Origin of the sequence: Acaryochloris sp. IP29b_bin.137 (assembly GCF_028285745.1) — a bacterium.
Classification (GTDB): Bacteria; Cyanobacteriota; Cyanobacteriia; order Thermosynechococcales; family Thermosynechococcaceae; genus Acaryochloris.
Window position 1 is genome coordinate 26,376 of sequence record NZ_JANQOP010000232.1, and the last position, 25,277, is coordinate 51,652.

22 protein-coding genes, 1 pseudogene and 1 riboswitch are annotated in these 25,277 nt (G+C 47.2%); of the genes and pseudogenes, 13 read left to right on the forward strand and 10 right to left on the reverse strand.

Going from position 1 to position 25,277, the window contains the following annotated elements:
- The first annotated feature begins 153 nt into the window (after positions 1 to 153).
- Genes Q0991_RS16265 through Q0991_RS16275 form a run of 3 tightly spaced genes read left to right on the forward strand, consistent with a single transcriptional unit; the run spans position 154 to position 5,232 of the window.
- Positions 154 to 2,274: an AAA-like domain-containing protein gene (locus Q0991_RS16265; RefSeq protein ID WP_299490167.1), complete on the forward strand. Its 2,121-nt coding sequence runs from the start codon at positions 154 to 156 to the stop codon at positions 2,272 to 2,274.
- Positions 2,275 to 2,299: 25 nt separating this feature from the next.
- On the forward strand, positions 2,300 to 4,153 hold the full coding sequence (locus Q0991_RS16270; protein WP_299490170.1) for an AAA-like domain-containing protein: 1,854 nt from the start codon (positions 2,300 to 2,302) through the stop codon (positions 4,151 to 4,153).
- The gene (locus tag Q0991_RS16275) at positions 4,150 to 5,232 is read left to right on the forward strand and encodes a CHAT domain-containing protein (RefSeq protein ID WP_299490173.1); all 1,083 of its coding nucleotides are present in this window, start codon (positions 4,150 to 4,152) and stop codon (positions 5,230 to 5,232) included. The genes Q0991_RS16270 and Q0991_RS16275 overlap by 4 nt, the downstream gene beginning before the upstream one ends.
- 149 nt (positions 5,233 to 5,381) lie before the next feature.
- On the opposite strand, the gene Q0991_RS16280 is transcribed toward Q0991_RS16275, so the two are convergent.
- The gene (locus Q0991_RS16280; protein ID WP_299490175.1) at positions 5,382 to 6,254 is read right to left on the reverse strand and encodes an MBL fold metallo-hydrolase; all 873 of its coding nucleotides are present in this window, start codon (positions 6,252 to 6,254) and stop codon (positions 5,382 to 5,384) included.
- Positions 6,255 to 6,357: 103 nt separating this feature from the next.
- On the opposite strand from Q0991_RS16280, the gene Q0991_RS16285 reads away from it, so the two are divergent.
- Positions 6,358 to 7,557, forward strand: a complete 1,200-nt coding sequence (locus Q0991_RS16285) for a homocysteine biosynthesis protein (RefSeq protein WP_299490178.1) — start codon at positions 6,358 to 6,360, stop codon at positions 7,555 to 7,557.
- A 69-nt stretch (positions 7,558 to 7,626) separates the two neighbouring features.
- On the opposite strand, the gene Q0991_RS16290 is transcribed toward Q0991_RS16285, so the two are convergent.
- Positions 7,627 to 8,295, reverse strand: a complete 669-nt coding sequence (locus Q0991_RS16290) for a Fe2+-dependent dioxygenase (protein WP_299490180.1) — start codon at positions 8,293 to 8,295, stop codon at positions 7,627 to 7,629.
- Positions 8,296 to 8,855: 560 nt separating this feature from the next.
- Here Q0991_RS16290 and Q0991_RS16295 point away from each other — a divergent pair.
- From Q0991_RS16295 to Q0991_RS16310, 4 genes are all read left to right on the forward strand, one after another.
- Positions 8,856 to 10,859: a calcium-binding protein gene (locus Q0991_RS16295; RefSeq protein WP_299490182.1), complete on the forward strand. Its 2,004-nt coding sequence runs from the start codon at positions 8,856 to 8,858 to the stop codon at positions 10,857 to 10,859.
- 111 nt (positions 10,860 to 10,970) lie between these two features.
- Positions 10,971 to 11,585 carry a hypothetical protein gene (locus tag Q0991_RS16300; RefSeq protein WP_299490184.1) on the forward strand — a complete coding sequence of 205 codons (615 nt, stop codon included), beginning with the start codon at positions 10,971 to 10,973 and terminating at the stop codon, positions 11,583 to 11,585.
- 27 nt (positions 11,586 to 11,612) lie between these two features.
- Complete coding sequence (locus tag Q0991_RS16305) at positions 11,613 to 12,080, forward strand: hypothetical protein (RefSeq protein WP_299490186.1); 468 nt, start codon at positions 11,613 to 11,615, stop codon at positions 12,078 to 12,080.
- An 89-nt stretch (positions 12,081 to 12,169) separates the two neighbouring features.
- Entirely contained in the window at positions 12,170 to 12,376 is a 207-nt protein-coding gene (locus Q0991_RS16310) for a hypothetical protein (RefSeq protein ID WP_299490187.1), read from the forward strand.
- 220 nt (positions 12,377 to 12,596) lie between these two features.
- On the opposite strand, the gene Q0991_RS16315 is transcribed toward Q0991_RS16310, so the two are convergent.
- The 4 genes and pseudogenes from Q0991_RS16315 to Q0991_RS16325 all read right to left on the reverse strand — a co-directional run bounded on the left by Q0991_RS16315 (position 12,597) and on the right by Q0991_RS16325 (position 15,595).
- Positions 12,597 to 12,920 (reverse strand): hypothetical protein, encoded by a 324-nt coding sequence (locus Q0991_RS16315; RefSeq protein ID WP_299490188.1) that lies wholly within the window; start codon positions 12,918 to 12,920, stop codon positions 12,597 to 12,599.
- Between the two features lie 144 nt (positions 12,921 to 13,064).
- A pseudogene (locus tag Q0991_RS25220) lies at positions 13,065 to 13,166 on the reverse strand (DNA adenine methylase); the annotation flags it as partial.
- A 319-nt stretch (positions 13,167 to 13,485) separates the two neighbouring features.
- Positions 13,486 to 14,751 carry a hypothetical protein gene (locus tag Q0991_RS16320; protein WP_299490189.1) on the reverse strand — a complete coding sequence of 422 codons (1,266 nt, stop codon included), beginning with the start codon at positions 14,749 to 14,751 and terminating at the stop codon, positions 13,486 to 13,488.
- Complete coding sequence (locus Q0991_RS16325) at positions 14,744 to 15,595, reverse strand: DNA adenine methylase (protein ID WP_299490191.1); 852 nt, start codon at positions 15,593 to 15,595, stop codon at positions 14,744 to 14,746. Before Q0991_RS16325 ends, Q0991_RS16320 begins: the two co-directional genes overlap by 8 nt.
- A gap of 292 nt (positions 15,596 to 15,887) precedes the next feature.
- Between Q0991_RS16325 and Q0991_RS16330 the strand changes: the two genes are divergently transcribed.
- The 3 genes from Q0991_RS16330 to Q0991_RS16340 all read left to right on the forward strand — a co-directional run bounded on the left by Q0991_RS16330 (position 15,888) and on the right by Q0991_RS16340 (position 18,205).
- Positions 15,888 to 16,094, forward strand: a complete 207-nt coding sequence (locus tag Q0991_RS16330; RefSeq protein WP_299490192.1) for a DUF751 family protein — start codon at positions 15,888 to 15,890, stop codon at positions 16,092 to 16,094.
- Between the two features lie 65 nt (positions 16,095 to 16,159).
- The gene (rbfA, locus tag Q0991_RS16335) at positions 16,160 to 16,576 is read left to right on the forward strand and encodes a 30S ribosome-binding factor RbfA (RefSeq protein WP_299490194.1); all 417 of its coding nucleotides are present in this window, start codon (positions 16,160 to 16,162) and stop codon (positions 16,574 to 16,576) included.
- Between the two features lie 12 nt (positions 16,577 to 16,588).
- Positions 16,589 to 18,205, forward strand: a complete 1,617-nt coding sequence (locus tag Q0991_RS16340; protein ID WP_299490197.1) for a glycoside hydrolase family 3 N-terminal domain-containing protein — start codon at positions 16,589 to 16,591, stop codon at positions 18,203 to 18,205.
- Positions 18,206 to 18,267: 62 nt separating this feature from the next.
- Here the strand turns inward: Q0991_RS16340 and Q0991_RS16345 are convergent, their stop codons facing one another.
- From Q0991_RS16345 to Q0991_RS16360, 4 genes are all read right to left on the reverse strand, one after another.
- Positions 18,268 to 18,915, reverse strand: coding sequence for a Uma2 family endonuclease (locus Q0991_RS16345; RefSeq protein ID WP_299490199.1), 648 nt, complete (start codon positions 18,913 to 18,915; stop codon positions 18,268 to 18,270).
- Between the two features lie 105 nt (positions 18,916 to 19,020).
- Entirely contained in the window at positions 19,021 to 19,731 is a 711-nt protein-coding gene (locus tag Q0991_RS16350; protein WP_366524977.1) for a peptidoglycan recognition family protein, read from the reverse strand.
- Positions 19,732 to 19,867: 136 nt separating this feature from the next.
- Positions 19,868 to 20,740 (reverse strand): tRNA pseudouridine(55) synthase TruB, encoded by an 873-nt coding sequence (gene truB, locus Q0991_RS16355; RefSeq protein WP_299490204.1) that lies wholly within the window; start codon positions 20,738 to 20,740, stop codon positions 19,868 to 19,870.
- Complete coding sequence (locus tag Q0991_RS16360) at positions 20,740 to 22,512, reverse strand: alpha/beta hydrolase (protein WP_299490206.1); 1,773 nt, start codon at positions 22,510 to 22,512, stop codon at positions 20,740 to 20,742. Before Q0991_RS16360 ends, truB begins: the two co-directional genes overlap by 1 nt.
- A gap of 291 nt (positions 22,513 to 22,803) precedes the next feature.
- A riboswitch (TPP riboswitch) is annotated at positions 22,804 to 22,897 on the forward strand.
- A 7-nt stretch (positions 22,898 to 22,904) separates the two neighbouring features.
- Between Q0991_RS16360 and thiC the strand changes: the two genes are divergently transcribed.
- Positions 22,905 to 24,281 (forward strand): phosphomethylpyrimidine synthase, encoded by a 1,377-nt coding sequence (thiC, locus tag Q0991_RS16365; protein WP_299490208.1) that lies wholly within the window; start codon positions 22,905 to 22,907, stop codon positions 24,279 to 24,281.
- Between the two features lie 9 nt (positions 24,282 to 24,290).
- Complete coding sequence (locus Q0991_RS16370) at positions 24,291 to 25,100, forward strand: DUF6816 family protein (protein WP_299490213.1); 810 nt, start codon at positions 24,291 to 24,293, stop codon at positions 25,098 to 25,100.
- Positions 25,101 to 25,277 lie beyond the last annotated feature (177 nt).

Consider the following 25,277-nt stretch of genomic DNA (forward strand, 5'->3'; position numbering starts at 1 on the left):
CAGCTAAACCCCAAGGATTGAATACGGACATTGGGGGCGTGCTGAAACTACTCTGAGCCTTTGGTTTCATTCAGTCAAGCTTTGCATATATTCTGGGATAAAGACTGATAGAACCCTAGTGATGTAACGGAATCGGTGATAGCAGATACTTCGGTGAAGAAAATCCTGATTTTGGCAGCAAATCCTAAGGATACTCAGTCCCTGCGCTTGGATGAAGAGGTCCGTACCATTCAAGAAAAACTTAAACGCTCCAAGCTGCGGGATGACTTTGAGATTGTCTCTTGCTGGGCCGTCAGAATTGAGGATTTACAGCAAGCATTATTAGACGAGAATCCCCAAATTGTGCATTTCTTGGGGCATGGTGCGGGAAAAGAAGGCTTGGCGCTGGAAGATGGGCAAGGGCGAGCCAAATTAGTGAGTTCGAGGTCGCTGGCCAAGCTGTTTAAGTTTTTCCAGGATAAGGTTGAATGTGTTTTACTGAATGCTTGTTATTCCAGTGTGCAGGCAGAGGTGATTTACCAGCATATTGATACCGTGATTGGCATGAAGCAGGCCATTGGTGATCAAGCTGCGGTGAAGTTTGCAGGTGGTTTTTATAGTTGTTTGGGGGCGGGACGCTCCTACCGAGATGCCTATGAGTTTGGCTGTAATGCCATTGATTTGGAGGGATTGCCAGATCACTTAGTCCCTGTGTTGCAGCAGAGGGTGAAAACAACGGCCCAGGCCCATGTCTTTATTAGCTATCGCAGTGAAGCGCCGGATCAAGCTTTGGCGGAGGCATTGAATGCAGGACTGCAACAGGCTGGGCACCGAACGTTTATGGCGGCAGCCAGTTTGAACTTGGGGGATAACTGGCCCCAACGGATCGATCAAGAGCTGGAGCGGTGTGATTACTTTATCCTGCTGCTATCGGCTCAGTCGGCGACCAGCGAGATGGTGACGGAGGAAGTTCGCAGGGCAAGGGATCTGCGAGATCAACGGTCGGAACCAAGGCCGATTATTTTGCCGATCCGAGTCAATTTTCCGATGGATTCACCGTTGAATTATGAGCTGCGGGGATATTTGAATCGGATTCAGCAGCGGGAATGGCGAACCCCCGATGATACGCAGCCGATTTTGGCGGAGGTGCTAAAACTGCTCGCGAATGGCGAGGTCCCTGCTCCAATCGTTTCTCCTGAGTCAGCGCCCATTCTTGAGGAAACACCGGATCAGCCGCCCTTGCCTGTGGCGGAACCCGATTTAATGCGGGAACCGGGTGGGGTGGTGAGTTTAAAGTCGAGTTTGTATGTGGAACGACCACCGATTGAGGCGGATTGTTTTGCTGAGATTGAACAACCGGGGGCTTTAATTCGGATTAAAGCCCCTCGGCAGATGGGTAAGACATCATTGATGGCGAGAATTTTGCACCATGCTCAAGCACAAGGCTATGCCGCGATTCCTCTGAGCTTTCAGCGGGCGGATAATCAGTTGTTTTCAAATTTGGACCAATTTTTGCGGTGGTTTTGTGAGCAGGTTGGGCGAAAGCTGAAGAAGTTTGACCAGATTGATGAGTTTTGGAGTGGGTTTGGCAGTAAGGATAAGTGCAATGCCTATTTTGAAGAATGCCTATTAGAAGAGCTAGATCAGCCGTTGGTATTGGGATTAGATGAGGTTGATTTGGTCTTTCCTCATCGGCAGGTGGCGGATGACTTTTTTGGTCTGCTACGGTCCTGGTATGAATCGGCCCGGTATGGGGATATGGGCAGTGAACTATGGAGTAAGTTGCGATTAGTGGTGGTGCATTCAACGGAAGCCTATGTGCCCCTAAATATTAATCAGTCACCGTTTAATGTGGGTAAAAACGTTGAACTCACGGACTTTACGGCTGGGCAGGTACAGACTTTAGCCCGCTGCTATGGGATAGATCAGTTAGAAAGCACCGTAAATATGTTGTTGACTTTGGTGGGGGGGCATCCTTTTTTGGTTCGGAAAGCGCTCTATCATCTGCGGCGAAACGAATTTACCGTTGCAGAGTTTAAGAAAACCTCTGCAACTGAGGCAGGTGTTTATAGTGATCATTTACGGCGTCATCTATTAAATCTTCAACAGTACCCTAATTTGGCTGGAGCACTGCGACAGGTTGTGATGAGAAATACGCCTGTAAATTTGGAGTCGGAAGCAGCATTTAAGCTAGAAAGTATGGGACTGATTTCTTGGCAGGGCAATGAGGCATTACCTCGGTGCGATGTATATCGCCAGTATTTTCGTGATCATTTGAATTTAGGAAAGGCTTAACTGGGGCAAGAGGAGAGATCTAAAGATGCAAAAAAATCAATTCGGCTCCAACTTTACCTACACCGTAGGAGGCAGTCTCAAACAAGGTGACTCAAGCTATGTAATCCGTGCAGCAGACCAAGCATTTTATAAGGCTTTGAATAACGGTGAGTTTTGCTATGTTCTCAATTCTCGACAGATGGGCAAATCTAGTTTGCGAGTGCGAACGATGCAAAGACTGCAATCCGAAGGAATTAAGTGTGGGGTTGTGGATATTACTTCGATTGGAAATCATGATGTCACAGCAGATATGTGGTACCTGGGGGTAGCCCGACGTCTAGTAAGGAGTTTTGGAATAAAGATTAATACTCGCCAGTGGTGGGAATCTCAAGTCGATTTATCACCGTTGCAAAGGTTTGGAGAGTTTTTTGAGTCGATTTTGCTGACCCACATTCCGGAAAAGTTGGTAATCTTTATTGATGAAATAGATAGCATTTTGCGTCTCGACTTCAAAGATGATTTTTTCGCATTAATTCGTAGTTTTTATGAACTGAGAGCTGAAAACCTATCTTTTGAACGGCTGACGTTTGCATTGTTAGGCGTTGCTACCCCTTCAGATTTAATTCAAGATAGAAACCGAACTCCTTTTAATATTGGAAAAGCGATTGAGTTAAAAGGTTTCCAGATAGAAGAAGCTACAGCATTAACCACTGGTTTGGCTAGAAAAGTTGACAGCCCTTATGCAGTTTTACAAAATATTTTAGCTTGGACTGGTGGACAGCCATTTTTAACCCAAAAGCTCTGTCGATTGGTTGCAGAGGCTGACTTCATTACATTGGGGAATGAAGCCCAAACAATTGAAAAGTTGGTCAGAACTCAAATTATTGAGAATTGGGAAATCCAGGACGAGCCGGAACATTTACGAACTATTCGAGATCGTATTCTTCGTGATGAAGAAAGTTCAGGACGACTTTTGGGATATTATCAGGATATCCTAAAAGAAGGAATGATTATTAGTTTTACTGATGACTATGCTCAACAACAGTTGCTTCTTTCTAATTTGATTATTCGCAATCATGGCTACTTAAAAGTTTGCAGCAAAATTTATGCAGAAGTCTTTAATCCTGAATGGATAGAGAATACTTTGGAGAAATTACGCCCCTATGCAGAGAGCATAAGAGCCTGGGAGAAATCTGAGCAGATGAATCATTCGTTCTTATTACAAGGAAAGGGGTTGAAAGAAGCCCAATTATGGGCTGCAGGAAAAAGTTTACGCGACTTGGATTATGAATTTTTAGCAGCGAGCCAATTGGAAGAAAAACAAAAAATTGAGCAAGCTCTTGTATTCGAATTCAAGTCCAAGCAAATATTGGAGAAGGCTAATAAAATAGCCAAGCGACGTCTGCAGATTGGAATGCTTATTCTAGGAATAGCTTTATCTGCAGCACTTGGAGCAATTCAGCTAGCGAAAAGTAGTGTAGAAGCTAAATATAAAGCAGATGAGGTGACTAAGGAGGTTAAGAGAAAACTTGACCGATCAGCGAATCAACTGGCATTCTTGAACTCCCAAGTTGCCAACGCTATGAATAAGTTGAATAAGTCAAGAACAGCTTTAGAAAAGTCAAGGAATGATAAAAGAATGGCCAAACAAGAAGCTGATTTTGTTAAAGCCAATTTAAATAAAGCTATTTGGGATTCTAAACAATCAATCACCTCGCTTAAACAGAAACAATTGACCGAAAAAGAAAAAACTGCTCAAGCTCTAAAGCTTGCTAAAATAGCTAATTCCTCAAAAAAAATAGCCCTTATTCAATACAATAAAATCAAAAAAGAAGTTAAGAAAAAAATACCGAATTGCATAATACTGAAAAGAAATATTTTCTTACTAAGAACCATTTGAGATTAACTCAAAAGGCACTGGTTGATAATGTAGGTGATACGCCTGAAAGAATTTATAGAACTACTGGCCAAAATCCAGCAATTATATATATAAATTTTAATTCATATATAAGTGCTAATAATTCTGAAATAGACCAGAGAAGGTTAGGAATTTATCTAATTACATCCAAAGGGCAATGGCCAATCGAAACACCTCAAGATGCAACGGAAGAAAATGTGTTAAAAACTTTGGATGCTTACAAGGTGGAAATAGAAAAACCATATACTTTTATAGAGACTAGAGAAATAGGATATAAGCTATATAGCTGGTTAATATCACCAGTAGAAGAAGAGCTTAGAAAGCAAAACATTAACAATCTAGTATTTGTTATGGATTCTGAATTGCGTCCTATGGCTCTATCTGCATTATATGATGGTGAAAAATACTTGATCGAGAAATACAGTATTGGTATTATGCCTGGGCTATCTCTCGTTAGCAATCGTCATGTAAACCTGAAGAATTCCACGGTATTGGCAGCAGGTATTTCTAAAGAAAAACCTCCTTATCCTCCACTTAAATATGTAAAGAATGAGCTTGAAAGCATTAGTCAAAGTTGGCCAGGAAAAGTTGATGTATTACTAGATCGTGAGTTTACTTTTAGTAATCTTAAGCAGCAAGGCCATCAAATTGTTCATTTCGTTACGCGAACAGAATTTAGTCGTGTTAAACCAGAGCTTTCAACAATCAATAGCTGGGATAAGGAGTTGACTGTTGATGATTTTAGTAAGCTAGGGTGGTTCGATTCAAGAGTTAATTTACTTGTTCTTAGTGGAGGTTCAACAACTGTTGGGAATGCAAAGTATAAGTTTGGATTTGCTGGATTTGCTATTCAATCAGGGGTAAATTCAGTACTTTCAAGCTTGTGGGATCTTGACGATCAATCTACTGCTACATTAATAGGAGAATTCTACAATCAACTCAAAGTAGCTCCAACTAAATCTGAGGCACTTCGGCGAGCACAGGTGTCTATGATCAAGAATCCAGATTTTCGGCATCCGGCTCATTGGGCTAGTTATACAATTATAGGTAATCCTTGGTAATAAAAATATTAAAAATTTTTGTTTGGCTAACACTTCTCTTGATTGTTAATATTTGTTCTGTTTTTTGTAAGCTTACTCATAGCCTTTTGCCAATTTACTAAGGCAATATGTTGAGCAATTAATTGAATTTTTATAAGTTATTTCTTGACTTACTCTCTATGTTTCATCCTTAAGAGACTATCCATAAGCTTTTTCCGTATTGTCTCAAAATGTGCATGATACCGTCGCCCATGGCCAGGTAAAATCCATTCAAAGTCATAATCTAAAAGTTTTTGCATCGATTGAATTTGCTCTTCCCAAGAATGCCAGCAGTAGCGCCGGAACCCAACCAAACGATTTGCCCCTGCAGACCAAGCCAAATGGTCCCCCGTAAACAAGAAATTCTTGTGCAGAAGCACTGTATGGCCTTTGCTATGGCCTGGTACGGGAATAATGAGCAGATCTGAGGCCAAAGGATAGGGCTCAGTCCCTTCAATCTGTAATTCCACGTCTTGGGTTCCTGTAGAAATATCATCCTGGTGCAAGATCCGTGTACAGTCAAAATGCGATTGGAACTGGGCATGATCCGCCACATCATCTCGATGGGTGAGATACATATACTTGACACCCCCCATTGCTTCTAGCTGTTTGACCAAGGGTGGGGTGAATCGGGGTGAATCCACCAGAACATTGCCCTCATCTCGTTGAATGAAATAGCTGGTGGCTCCAAAGGATTTTTCAGAATGGTAGCCACAGTGATAGACATTCTCAGCAATTAGAATGGGTAGGCTCTGTTGGACCTGTCGAATATCCGTGGGCTTGTCTACGGTACCAATCGAAGCCGTCGGGCAAGCGAGTAACGCCTGGAGGGCATGTAGCCGTTCCTTGTCTTCTGTGGGCTGAGCAAACACTGCAGACTGATTGCCATCCCGATGAAAAATTTCCGGGGCCATCCATCGACAGGTATCACAGTCAATGCAGGTGCTATCTACGTACACATCACCCGTAACGTTTTGCGATCGCCTTTTCTGTATCTGAGCCATCGTTGAAACCTCTTGAAACGCAGCCTGTCTCCAGCCTAGCGTGAGCCTCAAGTCTTTAGCCGCAGTGATAGGCTGTAACCGTCCGCGACTTCCCCTCACTCCTATGCGCACGATTGCCGAGATTAACGACAAAATCGAAGCGGGCAAAGCCGTGGTTTGGACGGTGGAGGAGCTAAAAGCCAAAGTAGCTGATATGGGTATTGCCCAAGCTGCGAAAACGGTTGATGTGATTACCACGGGCACCTTTGAACCGATGGAATCCTCAGGGGCCATTCTCAACCTGGGGCATACGGATCCACCGATCAAAATTCGTCAATGTTGGCTAGACGGTGTGGCCGCCTACTCAGGATTTGGGGCCGTTGACCTTTACCTAGGCGCATCCCAAGCCCCCGATCGCAAGCAGCCGACCGAACTAACCGAAGGAGAAGAGGTGCAATTCCAAGGGGGTGGTCATGTGATTGAGGATTTGATCGCAGGCAAAGCGGTTCATCTACGGGCACTGGGACAAATGACCGATTGCTATCCCCGGGCCACGTTAGACACCATGATCACCAAAGAGACCATCAATCAGTTTTATCTGTTTAATCCTCGCAATCTCTACCAAAACTTTATTGTGGGCGTCAATGGCGGCGATCATCTTCTTTATACCTATTTAGGGCCTTTACAACCGCGACTGGGGAATGCCATCTACTCCAATCCGGGGGCCTTATCGCCCCTGCTCAATGACCCCAACCTCCGGCTAATCGGTGTCGGCACTCGGATTTTCCTGGGCGGGGGGGTGGGTTATGTCACCTGGGAAGGTACCCAGCATTTTCCACTCCAAAAGCGATTGCCCAACGATACACCCATTGGCCCAGCAGCGACCCTAGCCTTAGTTGGAGATGCCAAACAAATGGAGTCTAGATGGGTACGGGGCTGCTATTTCAAGCAGTATGGCCCATCTTTGATGTTAGGGGTCGGCATTCCTTTACCTGTGATTGATGAAGAAGTGGTTCGCCGTTGCGCGGTCACAGACGAGGACTTAGTGGCTCCCATTATTGATTTTTCGATTCCCCGTCGGGTTCGCCCCACCTTTGGCTTAGTCAGCTATGCTCAGCTTAAGTCGGGGAAAATTCAAGTGGAACAGACCAAGGTTCGCTCTGCGCCCTTAGCCAGTATGGCTCTCTCTCGACAGGTGGCATTGGAATTAAAGCAGTGGATAGAGTTGGGGACATTTAAGTTGACGGAACCGGTGGCGGCGATTGCGTGCGATCGCACCTTCCTTCCCCAGGACGCTTGGGGATCACAGATCAGCCTCGATTGAAGGTCCCTGGTCTGGGCAACACATTTGTTGACAGCGCTTACCTCCAATAGGCTCAACCTGTGCAATCGTTTATACGTCAGCCCATTGCCTTAATAAGTTGGTGTAGCTTTTCGTAATCCAGTTGAATTCTCGGGTCTTTCCATCTTTATTAAAAATAGACCGTCGCGCTTGATCCAGTTCGAACAGGATCTCTCGTTTTGCAGGATCACGCACTAGACTATGAACCCAGGCAACGGCTACCAGCCGAACCCCTTGGGTGACGGGCTTAATCCGGTGCAGTGTAGATGAAGGATAGGTAATGACTGAACCAGCATCTAATTTGATTAATCGATTCTGACTAATTTCTTCGATCACGAGTTCACCCCCTTCGTAATCTGAAGGTGAGTTTAAGAACAGGGTTAAGGAAACATCGGAACGGAGAGAATTACCACTCATCAAGGCGTTATCCACATGCGCACCGTAGGACATACCAGCCTCGTAACGGCTAATGAGGATAGAGTGAATGGCCTTGGGCTTAACGGCAGACTGAAAAGTCAAGTTACCTTTAAGCGCTGCCTTGATCTGCGCTTTGATGTCTTGTGCGTAACTAGCTTGAGTGCTGAGCTGCGTGTTTTGCTTAACTCGCTTAGCCGCCCAACCAGCCGTTTTCTTCCCGTCTATAAAGTCTTCCGGTTTTAGGGCCTTGGTAATTGTGTCTACCTCTTCTGAAGAAAGCAGGTTGGGAATTGATAGAAGCATTCACGCACTCAAAAAACACTGACTGTCTCAACTCTATGATTGAGCGATCGCCTTAACGCCACAACATTCACTTCAGAGTTTACAGGCAGTTGATCTGAACTCTTGTTGAGTTGTTGAAAATTATATACAGAAATCTGAAGCAAATAAAAATGAGTCTCAATAGTTGAGTTGGCCCTGATTATAATCCTCGAAGTCTTCTACCTGATTGGGTTTTAGAAGTGGTCGCGGCATAACTTGTCTATGGTGATGACCATACTTTTCTTATTCCAATAGGAATCAGTAATATTTTTTTCTTGATGAGATTATTATTATTTATATTTTTGGCTAAATTTTAGTTAAGTGGGAACCTTTAATTCCAATAAACCCTTACCTGAAAGGAGTTATAGGTATTCCGATATATTTCTGACTGTTCTTTTATTGAGAATGACTTTCTTTAAAAGTTTTCTGTTTATTCACATCTGAGTGATATTCTCGATAAGGCTAAATAGCTTATGCAGTGTCATTGGCAATTAAGCACAATCCATTAGCCATTGAGTACAAAATTTGGAGTGTTACAACTTATGTCTGCCCCAACCCCTGCTGAAATCGCTGCTGAACGCTTTGAAGAACTGGTTGCTGGACTAGATCTTGAGAACGCGATTGTAGGTACTGCTGATGACGATAGACTTCCAGGTTTGTCAAATGATGACATCATCGTTGGTTTGGGTAGAAATGATTTGATAGTTGGCCGCAAAGGTAATGACATCCTGATTGGGGATAATGCACCTGAAGGTGGCGAAGGCTCTGAAGGCGGAGAAGGTTCCGAGGGCGGCGAAGGCTCCGAGGGCGGCGAAGGCTCCGAGGGCGGCGAAGGCTCTGAAGGCGGTAATGACACTATCTCCGGTGGCGATGGAGATGACACCATTTTGGGTGGCGATGGAGATGACAAACTGAAAGGCGGTTCTGGTGATGATTTCATCATTGGAGGCAATGGAGTCGATCACATCTACGGTGGTGCTGGAGATGACCTCATCGTGGGCGGCATCCCTGGCGAAAGCAGCTCCGCTGGTGAAAGTGGCGAAGGCTCTGAAGGCGGTGAGGGTGCCGAAGGGGGAGAAGGCTCTGAAGGGGGAGAAGCTGGTTTCGATGACATCATCAATGCTGGAGCAGGTAACGACGTCATTGATGCGGGTGAAGGTGCCAATAAAGTTTATGGCGGCACTGGTAATGACATTATTGATGCCGGTCACCAAGGTGATCTCGTTTACGGAGGTCTAGGTGATGACTACATTGATGGTGGTGAAGGCAGTGAAGACGGTGCTGACACCATTTCGGGCGGTCGAGGCAACGACACCGTTTTTGGTGGCCAAGATGATGATGTTATTCGTGGCGGCCATGGTAATGACGTTCTGACGGGTGGTGAAGCTGGTGATGGCTCCGAAGGTGGAGAAGGCTCTGAAGGCGGAGAAGGCTCTGAAGGTGGAGAAGGTTCCGAGGGTGGAGAAAGCTCCGAAGACGGAGAAGGTTCCGAGGGTGGAGAAGGCTCTGAAGGCGGAGAAGGCTCTGAAGGGGGAGAAGGTTCCGAGGGTGGAGAAGGCTCTGAAGGCGGAGAAGGCTCTGAAGGTGGAGAAGGTTCCGAAGGTTCCGAAGGTGGAGAAGGCTCTGCTGATGGCAACGACTACATCGACGGTGGTGCTGGCAATGACACTATCTCCGGTGGAGAGGGTGATGACACCTTGAAAGGCGGCTCTGGTGATGATTCCATCGTTGGAGGCAACGGGACCGATTACATCTACGGTGGTGCTGGAAATGACACCATTGTGGGCGGCATCCCTGGCGAAAGCAGCTCCGCTGGTGAAAGTGGCGAAGGCGACGAAGGCGGTGAGGGCTCCGAAGGGGGCGAAGGCTCTGAAGGGGGTGAAGTTGGCTTTGCTGACATCATTGATGCTGGGGCTGGCAACGACGTCATTGATGCGGGTGAAGGCGCCAATCAAATCTATGGCGGTACTGGCCATGACATTATTGATGCGGGTCATCAAGGCGACTTAGTCTTCGGTGGTGCTGGAAATGACACGATCAATGGTGGTGAAGGCAGTGAGGATGGTGCCGATACCATCTATGGTCAACGGGGTAACGATGAGATTGCGGGTGGTATTGGAGACGACTATCTGAATGGGGGGCGCGGCCATGATATCCTCACGGGCCAAGCAGGTAATGATGTGCTGGTTGGCGGTCATGGACCTGATTCTTTTGTCTTTGATTCAGGTGAATCCTTTGCCATAGAAGACTTAGGAACTGACACCATCCTTGATTTCTCTACCCAAGACACCCTTGTTTTGAGTCTTAGCACATTCACTGCGCTAAACAGCTCAGCAGGCACAGGTTTCAGTGTTGATACTGAGTTTGAGGTGGTTGGCAGTGATAGCGATGCAGCCTCCAGTACTGCCATCATCGTTTACAGTTCTCAGTCTGGGAGCTTGTTCTATAACGAAAACGGTAGTTTGGATGGTCTAGGTGCCGGGGCTACATTTGCCATTCTCAATGGTGCTCCATCTCTGTCAGCAAACAACTTTGAACTGATTTAGGTAGCTTATAGCCCATCGGTTAACAGCCGCTGACTCAGTTTCTTCAGCGTCTTACCTCCTCAGGAAGGGCGCTGAAATGTACAAAAACTCGTTGAAAGACTCCTTAATGTGATGATGCAATCCTCTACGGAAGTAAAAACGCCCTCTTTCCCAAGACAGACAGACCTGGCGACCGTCTGTGTTTATGCGATTGGTATCCTGTCTGCTGGATTATTCCTATTTTTACCCCTGGTTAATTTGTTAAGTCCTAGTCCTTGGCAACGCACCATGGGTGTTGTTCATGGCACTGCAGCTCTTTTAGCTGTTGTTGTCATTGCCTATGCAGGGCATATGGCCTTTCCATTATTAAGAGGTGTTCCTAAAATTTTGCCTCAAATGCGAACGTTAACGTTTTGGTCTTCTTGCTTAGCGTTTCTTGCGATCGCATCAGGCAACTGGGCCTACATGCGATACCGAGCCCCATCTGGTGGAGCTCGCGCTTGGCTGAGAGAAAATACACCCTTGGTACATTACCTTTTCATGGAATATCACGAATTTACTGTGCTATTTACCTTACCGCTAGGGGTGGCCTGTACCTGGGTGCTCTGGCAGTACGGAGACTCAATTGTAGAAAAACACAACCGCCCTGTTTTGGCGGCCACCAGTATTGCGTTGATGGCCATGATGTTCTTTGCCCTAGGCGGCCTTGTCAGTGGGCTAAATGTAGCCAGAATGCACACATTGTAAATTGACCTTTAAGAAGTGAGCCCATTTATGCAACAGTCCCATCACTCACCGAAAGTACCGATCTACAGCAAAATTTGGAATCAGCTTAAAAATTTTCCTCAAGGCTTAGCCACTGGGGCACAAGACCCACCAACCGTCTCTGGGCCAGCAGCGGCTGCATTAATCAGTGCTGCCTTCAGCTGCTTTCTGTTAATGGTCAACCAACACTTAACCGTAATTTTCAAAGCTTGGAATGACCTAGTCTGGGATATGGGAAGCTGGATTCCTGGCAGCAAAAACCCTGACCCACTATATGGTGAAATCGGCAGTTACTCTGGCAAAGAAACCATCATGTTAGTGAGTTGGCTCGTTAGTTGGCTGCTCCTTCATCAGTTTTGGAAAAATCGTCAGATTCAAGCAGGAACAATGTTTTTTTGGATCCTCACATTCTTGGTGGCCGCTACAGTCATGAACTGGCATCCAATTTTTCCGTATCTGCCTCTGATGCCACATTAATCAAGAGAAGTCCTTTTTCCTGATGAAAGTTCTGAACATTCCAAAGTTATCAGTAATAGATTTAACGTCCTGATTCTGGGGGAACAATCATGCAAACTCAAATTAAAGTCAAACAACCTAAAACGTCTGTCCGTCCCTTGCATAAGTATGTTGTATTCGGGGTAGGGCTGTGGTTCTTGTTTATAGTGACTTTTGCAATTGCTCATTTACGCGTCAGTCAGAGTGGCAAATTTAATGGCCTACCCCTCAAATCCTTGACAGAAAGCCAACCCCAAAAACCAGTAGACTCCTACTGAATTGCAATTCGAGTAGGGCTGTGGTTGAGATGCTTCTTAGATCGCATGCAAGGTTTAGCCTACACAAGAGCCTAGCCGATTCTGGTTTCCAGTCAACAGCAGTAAATGCCTAATTCAGCCAACCAGATCACTCCAAAAAAAAGAGCTGTTAGCAGGGTGAGGTAACCTGACTAGCAGCTCTGGAGTGTGAGGTTAAAGTTTTAAGGATTTCTGGAAGGCGTTAGCGAATATGGGCAGCGCCGTTAGGCCCCCGCTGAATAACTTGCAATGTGCCGGTCGATCGAGCAGTGCTTTGTCGAATTTCTCTAGGCTGAGCAAGCTGAGCAGCACCATGAGACCCCCGGGTGACAATCGCTGGGAACCCTTTGGCAGGAGTGCTAGACCGGACTTGGGCATCATCAGGAATACGGTCTACTTTGACTTGGTGGGCAGCACCGTTGGGACCACGGGTAACCGTAACCGTCTCAGCAGTAGCGGGGGAAATCATGCCCAGGCTAAGAACAGTTAGACTAGCTAAGATTGCGACTTGATTGTTGCGTGTCATGTTTGTGCTCCAACTTCAATGTCTTCAATGTACGAGGTGTATCTGAAGCTGGAATGATGGCGATCTGGGTGAGTCCCTGTAATTGGCTGAACAGACGATAAGGGATTAATGAGAATTCTGAGTGGTTCACTCAACCCACGATGATTACCAGGATGTGACTAATAACTCAGTAATCTTGCCGCGCTTTTGGGGATTGGAATTAATAGCTCGAGCCGCTTGAACCGAGTCAATATTGAACGCCTGGTACTCCCCATTAATCAGCTCTTTCTTCTTTATCCAGCTGCTTTTCTCCAACAGAACCCTTACGACTGGGGAGTAACCTTTTTAGTCGTAGGCTTTTCTTCTCCAAAAGCTTGAACTGAAAACTGTTCTTAACCCCAGAACAGTGAAACTTCCTAAGACAACACCCTGATTGTTGCGTTTCATAGTTGTTCTCCAACTTCGATGCTTTCAAGAACAGAGGCTGTCTGAAGCGGGAATGATGATTATCTGGGTATGCTCCCTCTACTGTCTCTGCATTTTGCCGTTAGAACAACTCATCTTAACGATGCTGGCAAATAACGCCCTAAGTTTCGATTTGCTCCCAGATCCAGTTGACCCATGAGTTAACAGTTCTGGCACGTCTGGGAATGGTTGTACCGGTGATATCCAGGTTTGCCTGTTGCATAATAGTGACTATGGCATCTTTTGAGGGGACAGCTCCAATCCTCAGACTTTCCTGAAAAACCTTATAGAAGACGGGCTTGTTGAGGATAGTGGCAATAATGCTGAGATATTTGTTTTTATAGGAGCTGTTGAATATCTTTCTGGCATCATTCGTAAGATGAAAAATAATGCCATCACTTTTATGGGTTTTATTAATTAGACCAAGGTACCGCCCGGCGTCAGTGTAATACTGGGTTTGCCGTATATCAAACTGATAGTTCTCAGTAATATCGTCTTTCGTCAATTCCCTCTCTGCAAGAAGACTTAATAGGTCGATGACACGTTCAAACTTGTCAGCTTGTGGAAAGGGAATACTTTCACTATTCTCAGCAGGAGGCAGTCCACTTAAAAAAGGCATGATGTCATCAGAGCTAATGGGCTCTGGCTGCACACTGTATTCCACAACCTGTGTCAGCTCCAGAGAGCTGTACTGGCTAATTTCATTGAACTTAAACTTGTAGAAAGTAAAGGTATCGTTGGAGAAGGTCATGATTGCAGGAATGACCTGTTGATCAACCATTGAAGACCATAAGCGGAAAGGGTAATAGAGCTGTCGAATGAGAAAATCATCGACGGCATAATTTTTGGCCTCAATAAGCAGGAGATAATTATCACTTTCAAAGCCTGCATCAATCTCACATTGAGAGTTTTCAACAGTGATACTTCTGTTGTTAATGGTGAAATCAAAACAACCAGTGGACATCCTGCCAGACAAGGTTTGATAGGCTTCTTCTTCAAGAAAGTCTGTAATGAGACCAGCAATATAGGCATAGTTCAAGGCCAGGCTTTCTGAATGCAGGTTAGGAAAACTAATGCTCTCGATATTGTGCGGTATTTCAAAAACAACATGTTGTTTTTCAAAATTCGAGGCAATGGTGAAGTGGGTTCTAAACTGCCCAACAATGTACTTGGAACGGGAAAGAGGCAGGATAGAGAGATTATGTTCCTTGAAGATAGCTGGGAGATTAACACTATGGTCAAACTTAGCCATGAGTCGGCTTTCACGTTCCTCATTGATTTGTGCGGCGGTTATCTCAAAATAGCCATCATTCCTGATCTTTGTAAGTAGATCATATCTCTCAAAAAGAGTGTTCCAGGCAATATCATTCTTTGTGAGATTAGCCATTACCCTCGTAGTTCTTGACCAGAATTTCGTCTATTTTGCCGCGCCGTGAGGCTTTGGAATTAATAGCTCTGGTGGCTTTGACGCGGATACAAGTGTAATCCTGATACAAGTCACGAATAAAGTCAGTGTAGGCATTACTCAGCATCACTTTACAGCCTTTATCAGAAAGTCTGGCAAAGGTATCCCTGAGTCTTTTTTGCTCATCCTTGTTGAATCCATTGATGTCATATCCAGTAAATGACGCCGTATCAGATACTGGATCATAGGGTGGGTCAAAATAGATGAAATCGTTCTTTCGTGCCCTAGCTACCGTTTTGGCAAAGTCCTGATTGAGGATCTCAACCTTTGCAGCATTAAGATACGAACTAACAGCTTTAAGAACAGCTTCATCAAGAATATTAGGGTTTTTATAGCGTCCAAAGGGTGCATTGAATTGCCCTTGCGAATTGACCCTAAATAAGCCGTTATAGCAGGTTTTGTTCAGGAATATAATGCGAGAAGCTTTTTGGACGGGAGTTTTAGACTTAAAGCTGTCTTTTCTATCCCATTCCCGCACTTTGTAGAAATACTCTTCTTCATTACGATGCTGGCGGAGATCCTCAATTAGTTCGTCCAGCGAATCCCTAATGACGCAATAGCAGCTAATGAGCTCTTGATTACTGTCACTAATGATGGCCTTTTTCGGTTGAAGATCGAAGAGTAGAGCACCACCACCGATAAAGGGCTCATAATAGTTATTGTAGGCATCTGGCATATGGTTTTTCAGCTCCGGAATTAGCTGGCGTTTGCCTCCTGCCCATTTAAGGAAGGGTTTGACGAGTTTATTGTGAGTCAATCGCGACATTAGTGAGTCAAACGAGCTTTACCATCGGCTAAAAGTAGTTCAAAGTTACCATGCTGAAGAACTATTTCTACTCAGTGTATTCTGTCAATTATCAAGCATAAGTGAACTGCTAACGTTAACTGTTCACTTTTTCGAGTAACGGCCATAAGAAACGGACAGGCATAAGTTCGCACTAGAGTTGGCAATAGGCTAGTCATTAACGGGAAAACCCATAATGTGGAAGGTCAAGGCTTTGGGTTAAGATCAATCCTGTGAATAAGAGAAATCAATAATATATATCGACTCAATCACTATGGGTGACTTTTTTAAGAAACTCTCGTCGTATCCCAAATTCTTCTTGGCGATTGTCGTTGGGGTATTTTGGACTTTACTCAAGCCTTTGCAAGGGTTTGCCAAGCATCCGGTCACGGGTATTGCTGCCCTGGGCGTCATCGTTGGAGGCTTTGCGTTTCTCAGCTTTACCCTTAGTGCCATGATGGGGCTGACTCCATTAAACTAGGCGTTGGGGAGACAACATTATCTGTTAGCGGTTTCATCTCATGGGAGATGGAGGAGTAGAATCTGATGGCTACAGGACGACGGGTTTCTCGCGTTGCCGAACTGATTAAACGCGAAGTCAGTCAAATGCTACTGCATGGCATCAAGGATGATCGAGTTGGGTCCGGCATGATTAGTGTGACGGCGGTGGAATTATCGGGCGATCTTCAGCATGCCAAGATTTTTGTCAGCATTTACGGCACAGACGAGGCTAGAGCCGAAACCATGGCGGGTCTAGAATCAGCCACGGGCTATGTTCGTAAGCAGCTCGGGCATCGCATTCATCTGCGCCGCACGCCAGAAGTCATTTTTTGCGAAGATCGCTCTTTTGAAGAAGGCAATAAGGTATTGTCATTGCTTGATCAGCTCAGTTATGAGCGACAGAGCAAGCCCAATGACTCAATAGAACAGCCCCCAGTGGGCTCCTTCGAAGCTGATTTCTAGTTGGATTCACTCTTGACTCATCTATTACCAGAGCCAGATTCCCTGTCTTTGCCAGAGCAAGTTGCTCAAATGTTAGTGGTCCGGGCCTCCGGCTACTTATTCGATCATCAAATTCTGTATCCCAGCTGGGAACCGAAAGCTGAAGTGCTCCACCATTGGCTGACGGATCTGGGGATTGGTGGGGTGATTTTGCTAGGCGGTAGCGCGGGAGAGATTGCCTGTCGCTGTCAGCAACTGCAAGAGTGGGCGGCCATTCCCCTATTTATGGCAGCAGATATTGAGGAAGGCGTCGGACAACGCTTTGCTGGGGCAACCTGGTTTCCCCCGCCTTTGGCCCTAGCAGGCATGGTCGAAGCTGGAACCACCATTGAGCAAGCTCAGCAGTCTGCTCAAGCCATGGGTGCTTGGACGGCGCAAGAAGCCTTAGCTATTGGTTTGAACTGGGTGTTGGCTCCGGTGGTGGATGTCAATAACAATCCCCAGAATCCGGTGATTAATGTGCGGGCGTTTGGGGAAACGCCTGAGCGGGTGAGTCAGTTAGCAACGGCCTTTATTCAGGGCGCTCGGCCCTATCCGGTACTAACGACGGCTAAACATTTCCCTGGGCATGGCGATACGGCGACAGATTCTCACTTGGATTTGCCTGTCATTACCCACGCCATAGATCGCATTCGTCGTATCGAATACCCGCCATTCCAAGCTGCGATCGCAGCCAAGGTAGATGGGGTGATGAGTGCTCACTTGTTGATACCGGCGTTAGATCCGGAATATCCTGCCACCCTTTCTCCCAAAATTCTGACCGGCGAGCTTCGACAAAAGTTGGGGTTTGATGGGCTGATTGTTACAGATGCGTTGGTGATGGGGGCAATTGCCAATCAGTATGGTGCCAATGAAGCGGCAGTGCTAGCGGTAGCGGCTGGATCCGATATTTTGATGATGCCTGCAGATCCGCCAGGAGCGATTTCTGCAGTGTGTGAAGCAGTGGAACGAGGACGAATTCCGTTAGAACAAATCGAAGCATCGGTGGAGCGGATTTGGCGGGCAAAGCACAAAATTACCCGCTATGAAGTGGAGGATACGAGTTATCAACATGCGTGGGAAACTCATACGCCTTTGCAGATCGACTTGGATCGGTTAGGAACGCCAGAGGCAATAGACGCGACTGCCAAAATTCTGAAGGGGTCGAATGTGGTGCATGGACAGATTACTGCGGTTCCAGACAATGCCCGCACGCTGATTATTGTGGATGATTTGGTGGATTGTGAGTTTCTCAGTCGCAAGGCTCCAGCGATTGATTTACCTCGTAAGTTGGGTTATCAGGTGCAAATTGTGGATGGTCATACGCCTGAGATGCCGCTGGATCAAGTCGGTCAGCCGACGTTTTTGCAATTGTTTATTCGAGGCAATCCGTTTAGAGGGAGTGCCCAGTTAAGTCATAAGGCTGAAGCTTGGTTTGAGTTTTTGCTGAAATCTGAGCAGTTACAGGCCTTGGCAATTTATGGCAGTCCCTATGCATTAGCTCAGTTTCAAGCCCGACTTTCTGCCAATATTCCCTACGGATTCAGCTATGGGCAAATGTCTTTGGCACAAGAGCTGGTTCTGGATTCCATGATGAAATCGTTAGGATAATCAATGCAAATTTCGCGCAGCTCCTCGTAAAAGGGGCTTATTAAAGATGGGCTGCACCCGAACTAGGGTTGTTCGCTAAGGTTTAGCGTATCAATCTGTAGGCGAAAGGCTTTCCGAATAGCACTCATCGGTTGTGAGGTATTAGCTAAATACTCAGAAAAAAGTGAGATAATAGGAATATTTGGAAATATTCGACTATTTGATGAATGAGTATAAGTATCACCCTCAAGCACAGAAATCGTTAGTTCATTGTTTTGGTAACGCCAAATTTCTGGCACTCTCAGGGTAGTGTAAGCACTCAATCTAGTTTTGGAGGTTAGATCCACTTCAATCGCTAAATCGGGCGGCGGATCGATACTGAGATCGAGCCTGTGCTTACCCAGGATGGCTGCACAATTTTGAATATAAAAACAATCGTCAGGTTCAATGCCAACATTCGACGCTGGATGCTTAAACGTTGTGGAGCCCAAAGATTCCCAGTCCCAACCCAATGCATCCAGTAAGACAACCAAGAGGTGCGCCAACAATACCTTGACTCGTTCATACTCTGGTGACGGCATCCGTATTTCTAAAGTCCCAGTTGCATTAGCAATGCGTGTGTTGCGTTTCTCACCCAGATCCCTCAAAACCTCTTCGAAAGCCTGCCAGTCCAACTCTCGCAAGAGGGTTCGGTGCCCAGGGGGAATTTCAATTTGCTGTACCTGCAGCATCACCACGCTTGCGTCGTTCCCCCATGAAGTGGACCTACACTTCACTATATCGGATGAATTGAGAAGCCGTTAAAGCCTAAATATCTGCCGATGGATTGAGCCCGTTTATTGAGGTAATGGGGGAAAGTCCAGTTCGCCAATCATGGGTGGCCTTAAACTGGTCAACTTCGATTCATCTAGCTGACTAAAACGTTGTAAGAGACTATTAAAACTACGCTGATTAAAACTACGCGGATCCTTCCGGCTCCCGGAACGATCTACCCCTTTATGGGTTGTAACTCGAGAATGGGGAATGCGACTGCGAGCAACCAGCCAAGCTAGCGATTGGTATTGAGCCTGGGAATAACCACTGTGGTAATTGCCATTGTGATTGCCATCTGCGGGCGTTTCTAAAGAAATATGATAAGCAAAATTATTCACCGAGGCCGGATAGATCCGGTGCGTTTTCACTGCTTCAGGGCCATTAGGACCTCTAAATACAGAATTGCCCGCGCCAAAGGCTCGATTCTTGGCGGAGACAAGATGCACAATGGTGCCATTACGGGTGATTAAAGCGTGATAGCTGGCTTGCTCGTCCTCGTTGTAGTGAGGGGTCTGAAAGACTCGAATCGTAGAAGCCGCAGAAATGACCGTTTCATGTAACACGACAATGGGAGCGTTACTGACTGGGCGACCATAAATATCTTTGGCATACCGCTTGCCAAAATTGGTCTCATGGGCGGGTCGCCACACTTCTACAGGGCGAAAGTTAGCTAGCTTAGAGTGAACCGTTTGGCTATTTACCGCATGGACATGAAGCGTGAGCACACATGCCAAAGCACCTAGAAATAGCATGAGACCTTGTAAAAGAGGAGCGTTAAACCTGCGCATAGTTGGCAATGGAGAGGGTGAAACGAGTCAATGTGGCTCAGAGTATAGCACCGATACTTTTCCTATGATCGACTGGTCTGGACTATTTTGACGCGGGCGGCAACACCAGTTTGGGTTGAAGGACCCCTGCACGGATTTCGCCCAAGCCCAGAAAGCGATCGCAGGTATGCACCTGCATCATCCCTTCTGGCAGATCCTGAGGAAGCTTTTGCCCCCAGCAAAACCGCTGGGCTTCTACCGGAGGCAAATGAAGAATCGGTTGTTGTAGAGAAAAAGATGGCTCAATGGGTGTAAATGTTCCGGCTTGAACCTGATCCGCTAACACCTCGAAGGTCAGACTATCGGCGAGGGCAAAGCCACAACTCAGGGTTCGTGTGAGTTGGGCTAAGGTAGCGCCAGTGCCCAAGATCTCGCCTAAATCCCGGGCTATGGAGCGAATATAGGTGCCGGGACCACATGCGATCGCAACCGCCAATTCCGGTTTTTCACCCCCCCGCCAGTCCAGTACCTGCATATCGAACACCTCCACCTGCCGGAGAGGTGCCGTCACGGCTTTGCCTTGGCGCGCTAAATTGTACAAGCGCTGACCTTGAACTTGGATGGCACTGAAGGCGGGGGGGCGTTGTGCAATTGAGCCTAAAAACTGTGGCAGTGCTGCCTCAATCGATTTCAGGGTGAGATGGTCAGCCTCTTGTTCAGCCAGTACTTCTCCTGCTAAGTCATCCGTTGTGGTAGTCAGACCAAACCGGATCGTCGCTTGATAGGCTTTCGGTTCCGGTAGATAGGGGAGGAGACGAGTGGCAGGTCCCAAAGCAACGGGTAAGACGCCTGTGGCTAATGGATCGAGGGTGCCGCCATGACCGACTCTTTTGAGACCACATAGCCGTCGAACTTTGCCGACACAATCATGGGAGGTCATGCCGGTGGGTTTATGCAAATTGAGAAAACCCAGCATCAAGAGTCCTGTTGTGCTTGGGCTGCAGGTAAAACCAAATTGGGCGTTAGATGCAGGGTTAAAGGCTCACGACTGAGATTGGCAGCATAGCTAGGGGTGAGAAAATTGGCCAACTGCTCCTGACCTTGTATGTATCGACCCAAGAACGCCGTAGTCAGGGCTTTGGTATAGTAGCGGGCCAGTGGACTTGGCCCCCCCGTGCCAGTACCTAATGCCGATAACACATCGGGTGAACTTGTAGAGGTATTGCCTGTGGAGTAATGGGAGCCATTGTTAATCAGAACTAACCGTTTTTCAGGGGTCGTTAACCACTGAAAAGGCTGGATTTGTTCAGGGAGTACTGGCGCAATCGTATCTGCACTCCCGGCCACTATCATCACGGGGACCTGGACTGTTTGATAACCCGATTCCCCAAATAAGCTGCTTCCGATTGGGCTAATGGCTACCACGGATTGGATTCTTGCATCCTGCAAATCTACGGTTTTATCTGCCGTTTGTAAGGCTTGACACTGTAGAGCAAGGGAGATGTTGAGGGAGGTCTCTAAGCCGGTTTGGCAGGCTTGCTGTAATTGATCATAATGGGGGGTCGCTCCCGCCAAGGCCAGAGCGGTATATCCCCCATAGGAATGGCCTAAAATACCGACTTTTTCTAAATCTAAGCTGCCTTTAAACCGGGGATCAGGAATAGAGTTCTGAGCGAGTTGATCGAGCAGATAGCTGACATCCAAGGGGCGATCAATAAACTCTGTGGGATCAGTGATATCTTGGGCTCGCCCTTGTAAAAGGTCAACAATTTGCTTGCCGTTACTGCCGGAATGCTCAGGCATAACGACCACGTAGCCATGAGACGCTAAATGTTGGGCTAAGTACGCATAGGTGGTGCGATCGGAATTAAACCCATGGGAAATAACGGTAACGGGATAGGGGGTCGCTGATGGCGTGGTTGGGAAATATAGATCGGCCGCAAAGTCGCGGGCTCGTCCCGTATAGGTCAATCGCTTTTCGGTGTCATCTTTCAAATCCTTTAGGGTGATGCGTTCCCAGGAATACAGCCCCGACTGAGATAAAGACCAGCCCGCTAGGCTATTGGCTTGAGGTGTCGCCTTAGACTGCTGAATAACGGCTTCGACGGTGGCATTGGTGGTTCTGACGGCTGTTTGCACCTGATTCAATAACTCTAAGGCAGTACTGACATCTACTTGGACGCCAGCATTGGGGAAATTGCGCAATACGCTGAGAGCCGTTAACCCTTCTGGATCTTTCGCTGCCAAAATTAAGGCGGAGCGAAGGGCAAAGAAGCTGCCTTCGCCCGACTTGGTGCGCACCACTTGCTGGACTCGTTTGAGTAACGCTTCACCAACGGGCGTGTAGAGAAACTGGGCCACAGCGACAGCGTTGAGAGGCAGGCGCTCTTGTAAGCTGCCTCGCAGTTGGGTTTGTTGTTCAGGGTTAAAGTAGTCTAAAAAAGGGGCCAACGCTCTGGTCTTGCGACCTTCTTTTGCAAAGCTTTCTAAATCCCTGACAGGAATGGAACGCTCTAAGAATAGAAACGATAGGAAGATGCGCTCAGCGGCTAGCATCGGTCCTGCTTGCAGTACCGCTACGGCCAAAGCGACGCTGAATAAGCGGCTATATCGACGGAAAGGGGGATGCGGTCGTCTCATCACGGTTGGTTGGAATTGCTGATATGGGCTCAAGCGGGTCGATGGGCAATCGTCATTGATACTCGTCACTGGTAGATAAATAACGATTCGGTCAATCGCTGCAATCACAGCACTAACCTACGTTTGCCAGCCTACTGCTTTTTGCAAAAGAGTTGCCACTCTTTTTGACAATTGGATGTTCAGAATGCTGAAATGCCTGACGGCAGAACAGCAGCCGGATAGTGGAGGAAGGGGATCGCGTCAGTACCTATGGTGTTGCTACGAGTGAGGGAGGCAACGGTTGATTTCGTTCCTCTAGATAGAGGATAGACTCACCCCCAGAATCGACAAAACTCCATAAATTCTTGTAAAACTTAAACAAAATTGCTGGAAGCGAGCTTGCAGGTCAATGCTAGGATCTAATTCAGCTAGGGGTGCCGTCTAACGGCTGAGATCAAACCCTTAGAACCTGAGACCGGTTAGCACCGGCGGAGGGAAGCTGTCAATCCGAGGAACTCAATATGCGTCATCAATGGGTTGCTAACCGTCGCGGACAGAGCAATGTCAGTCAAATGCACTATGCGCGTCAGGGTCAGACCACAGAAGAAATGGACTATGTGGCCAAGCGAGAGAATCTTCCAGCAGACTTGATTCGGGAAGAGGTCGCTCGGGGGCGGATGATTATTCCGGCCAATATTAATCATGTCAACTTGGAACCCATGGCGATTGGCATTGCCTCCAAATGTAAAGTGAATGCCAATATTGGGGCTTCGCCGAACTCGTCTGATATCAATGAAGAACTGGACAAGCTGCATTTAGCCGTGAAATATGGCGCGGATACGGTGATGGATTTGTCAACGGGCGGTGGCAATCTAGACGAAATCCGAACGGCGATTATCAATGCGTCTCCCGTTCCCATCGGCACGGTGCCAGTCTATCAAGCTCTAGAAAGCGTCCACGGCACGATCGAAAACCTCACCGCCGATGACTTTTTGCATGTGATTGAAAAGCATGCTCAGCAGGGCGTCGATTACCAAACCATCCATGCTGGAATTTTGATTGAGCATTTGCCTCTGGTGCGCGATCGCATCACCGGTATCGTCTCTCGTGGCGGTGGCATTCTGGCCCGTTGGATGCTCCATCATCACCAGCAAAATCCCCTCTATACCCACTTCAACGACATCATCGAAATTTTCAAAAGGTATGATGTGTCCTTTAGTTTGGGGGATTCTCTGCGACCGGGCTGTACCCATGATGCCTCGGATGATGCTCAACTTGCAGAGCTGAAAACCTTAGGACAGCTCACCCGTCGGGCTTGGGAACATGATGTCCAAGTCATGGTTGAAGGGCCAGGCCATGTACCGATGGACCAAATTGAATTCAACGTCCGCAAGCAAATGGAAGAATGTTCGGAAGCGCCCTTCTATGTGCTCGGACCATTAGTCACCGATATTGCGCCGGGGTATGACCACATCACATCCGCCATCGGAGCGGCTATGGCAGGTTGGTATGGCACCGCTATGCTCTGTTACGTGACGCCCAAAGAGCATCTGGGTTTACCGGATGCTGAAGATGTTCGGAACGGCTTAATTGCCTACAAGATTGCCGCCCATGCTGCGGATATTGCCCGCCATCGTCCGGGGGCCCGCGATCGGGACGATGAGCTGTCTCAAGCCCGATACAACTTTGACTGGAATCGCCAGTTTGAACTCTCCCTCGATCCGGAGCGAGCCCGAGAGTACCATGACGAAACCCTACCCGCCGATATCTACAAGACGGCAGAGTTCTGCTCCATGTGTGGACCGAAGTTCTGCCCCATGCAAACCAAAGTCGATGCCGAGGCCTTAACCGAACTGGAGAAGTTCTTGGCGAAAGACCAAGTCGGTTCTGCGCGGTAGGAGAACGGAATGGGTAGAGACAGGCGGCACGGTAGGTGGTGGGGAATCGTCCTAGCGCTGATTCTCTGCTGCTGGTCTCTACCAGGGCTTGCGAGTCCCCTCACGGAGCGGCTAGCAGCTTTTCCAGAATGGCAAGGGAAACCTGTTCTGAAGCCTGCCAATGGCAACTTAGTTTATCCAGATTGGTTTTTAGGGGATTGGCAGGTGACCAGTACCCTAGTGGATTTAGCAGCCCCGCTTGCGCCTCAGTTGGTTACCCCTGGTTATGCCGATAATGAGCGTCTGCTCGATCAGCCGGTGCACTTTAAGGTGCGGTTTGTAGAAGAGCGCCCTCCCCTGAAATCCAAGGTGTTGTCGAATGTTTCTCCTTGGGAGCTGTTATCCCGTAAGCCATCGGTGATTGCAGACCTCGCTTACAATGGCCGGAGTTTGGCGGCGGCTTACCTGGGAGAAGGGGCGGTGCAGAAGGTGACGGTTGATCCTCGCTTTCCCAATCGTCAAACGACCGTTCTGGATCAGGGGCGACAGCTCGTGTCTACCATTAGCGATCGCACCACCGAATTCGATGCTAAAAATGACACATGGATTGCCAGTGAGCTGTTTCAGCAAGAGTTTCGTAGTAACGCTCAAATTTATCTAAACCAAGTCGAAAATACGACCTCCTATCGCTACATCAACAACAGTCCGGCTCAAATCGATGCGGATCAAGTTACAGCTATCTACCTGTCCCCCCAGGATCCCAACTATTTTCAAGCCTTAAATCAGCCCGTCGCCCTCTACCGCTATCATTTGGTTCTTACCGCTTTACTCACCGATTAAATTGATCCAGCGTGGGTTGCTTGACAGACTAGTGCTCAGCTCTATTCTGTCTCGTAAGACTTTGTAAAGCGATGTTAGGATTGAAGCAATTTAGGGGCAACTTAGCAATTTAACGTGCAGTAATGCGACTCAGGCCGTAGATATAGCTGCTGATAGGCGTCACTTAAAAGCATATAG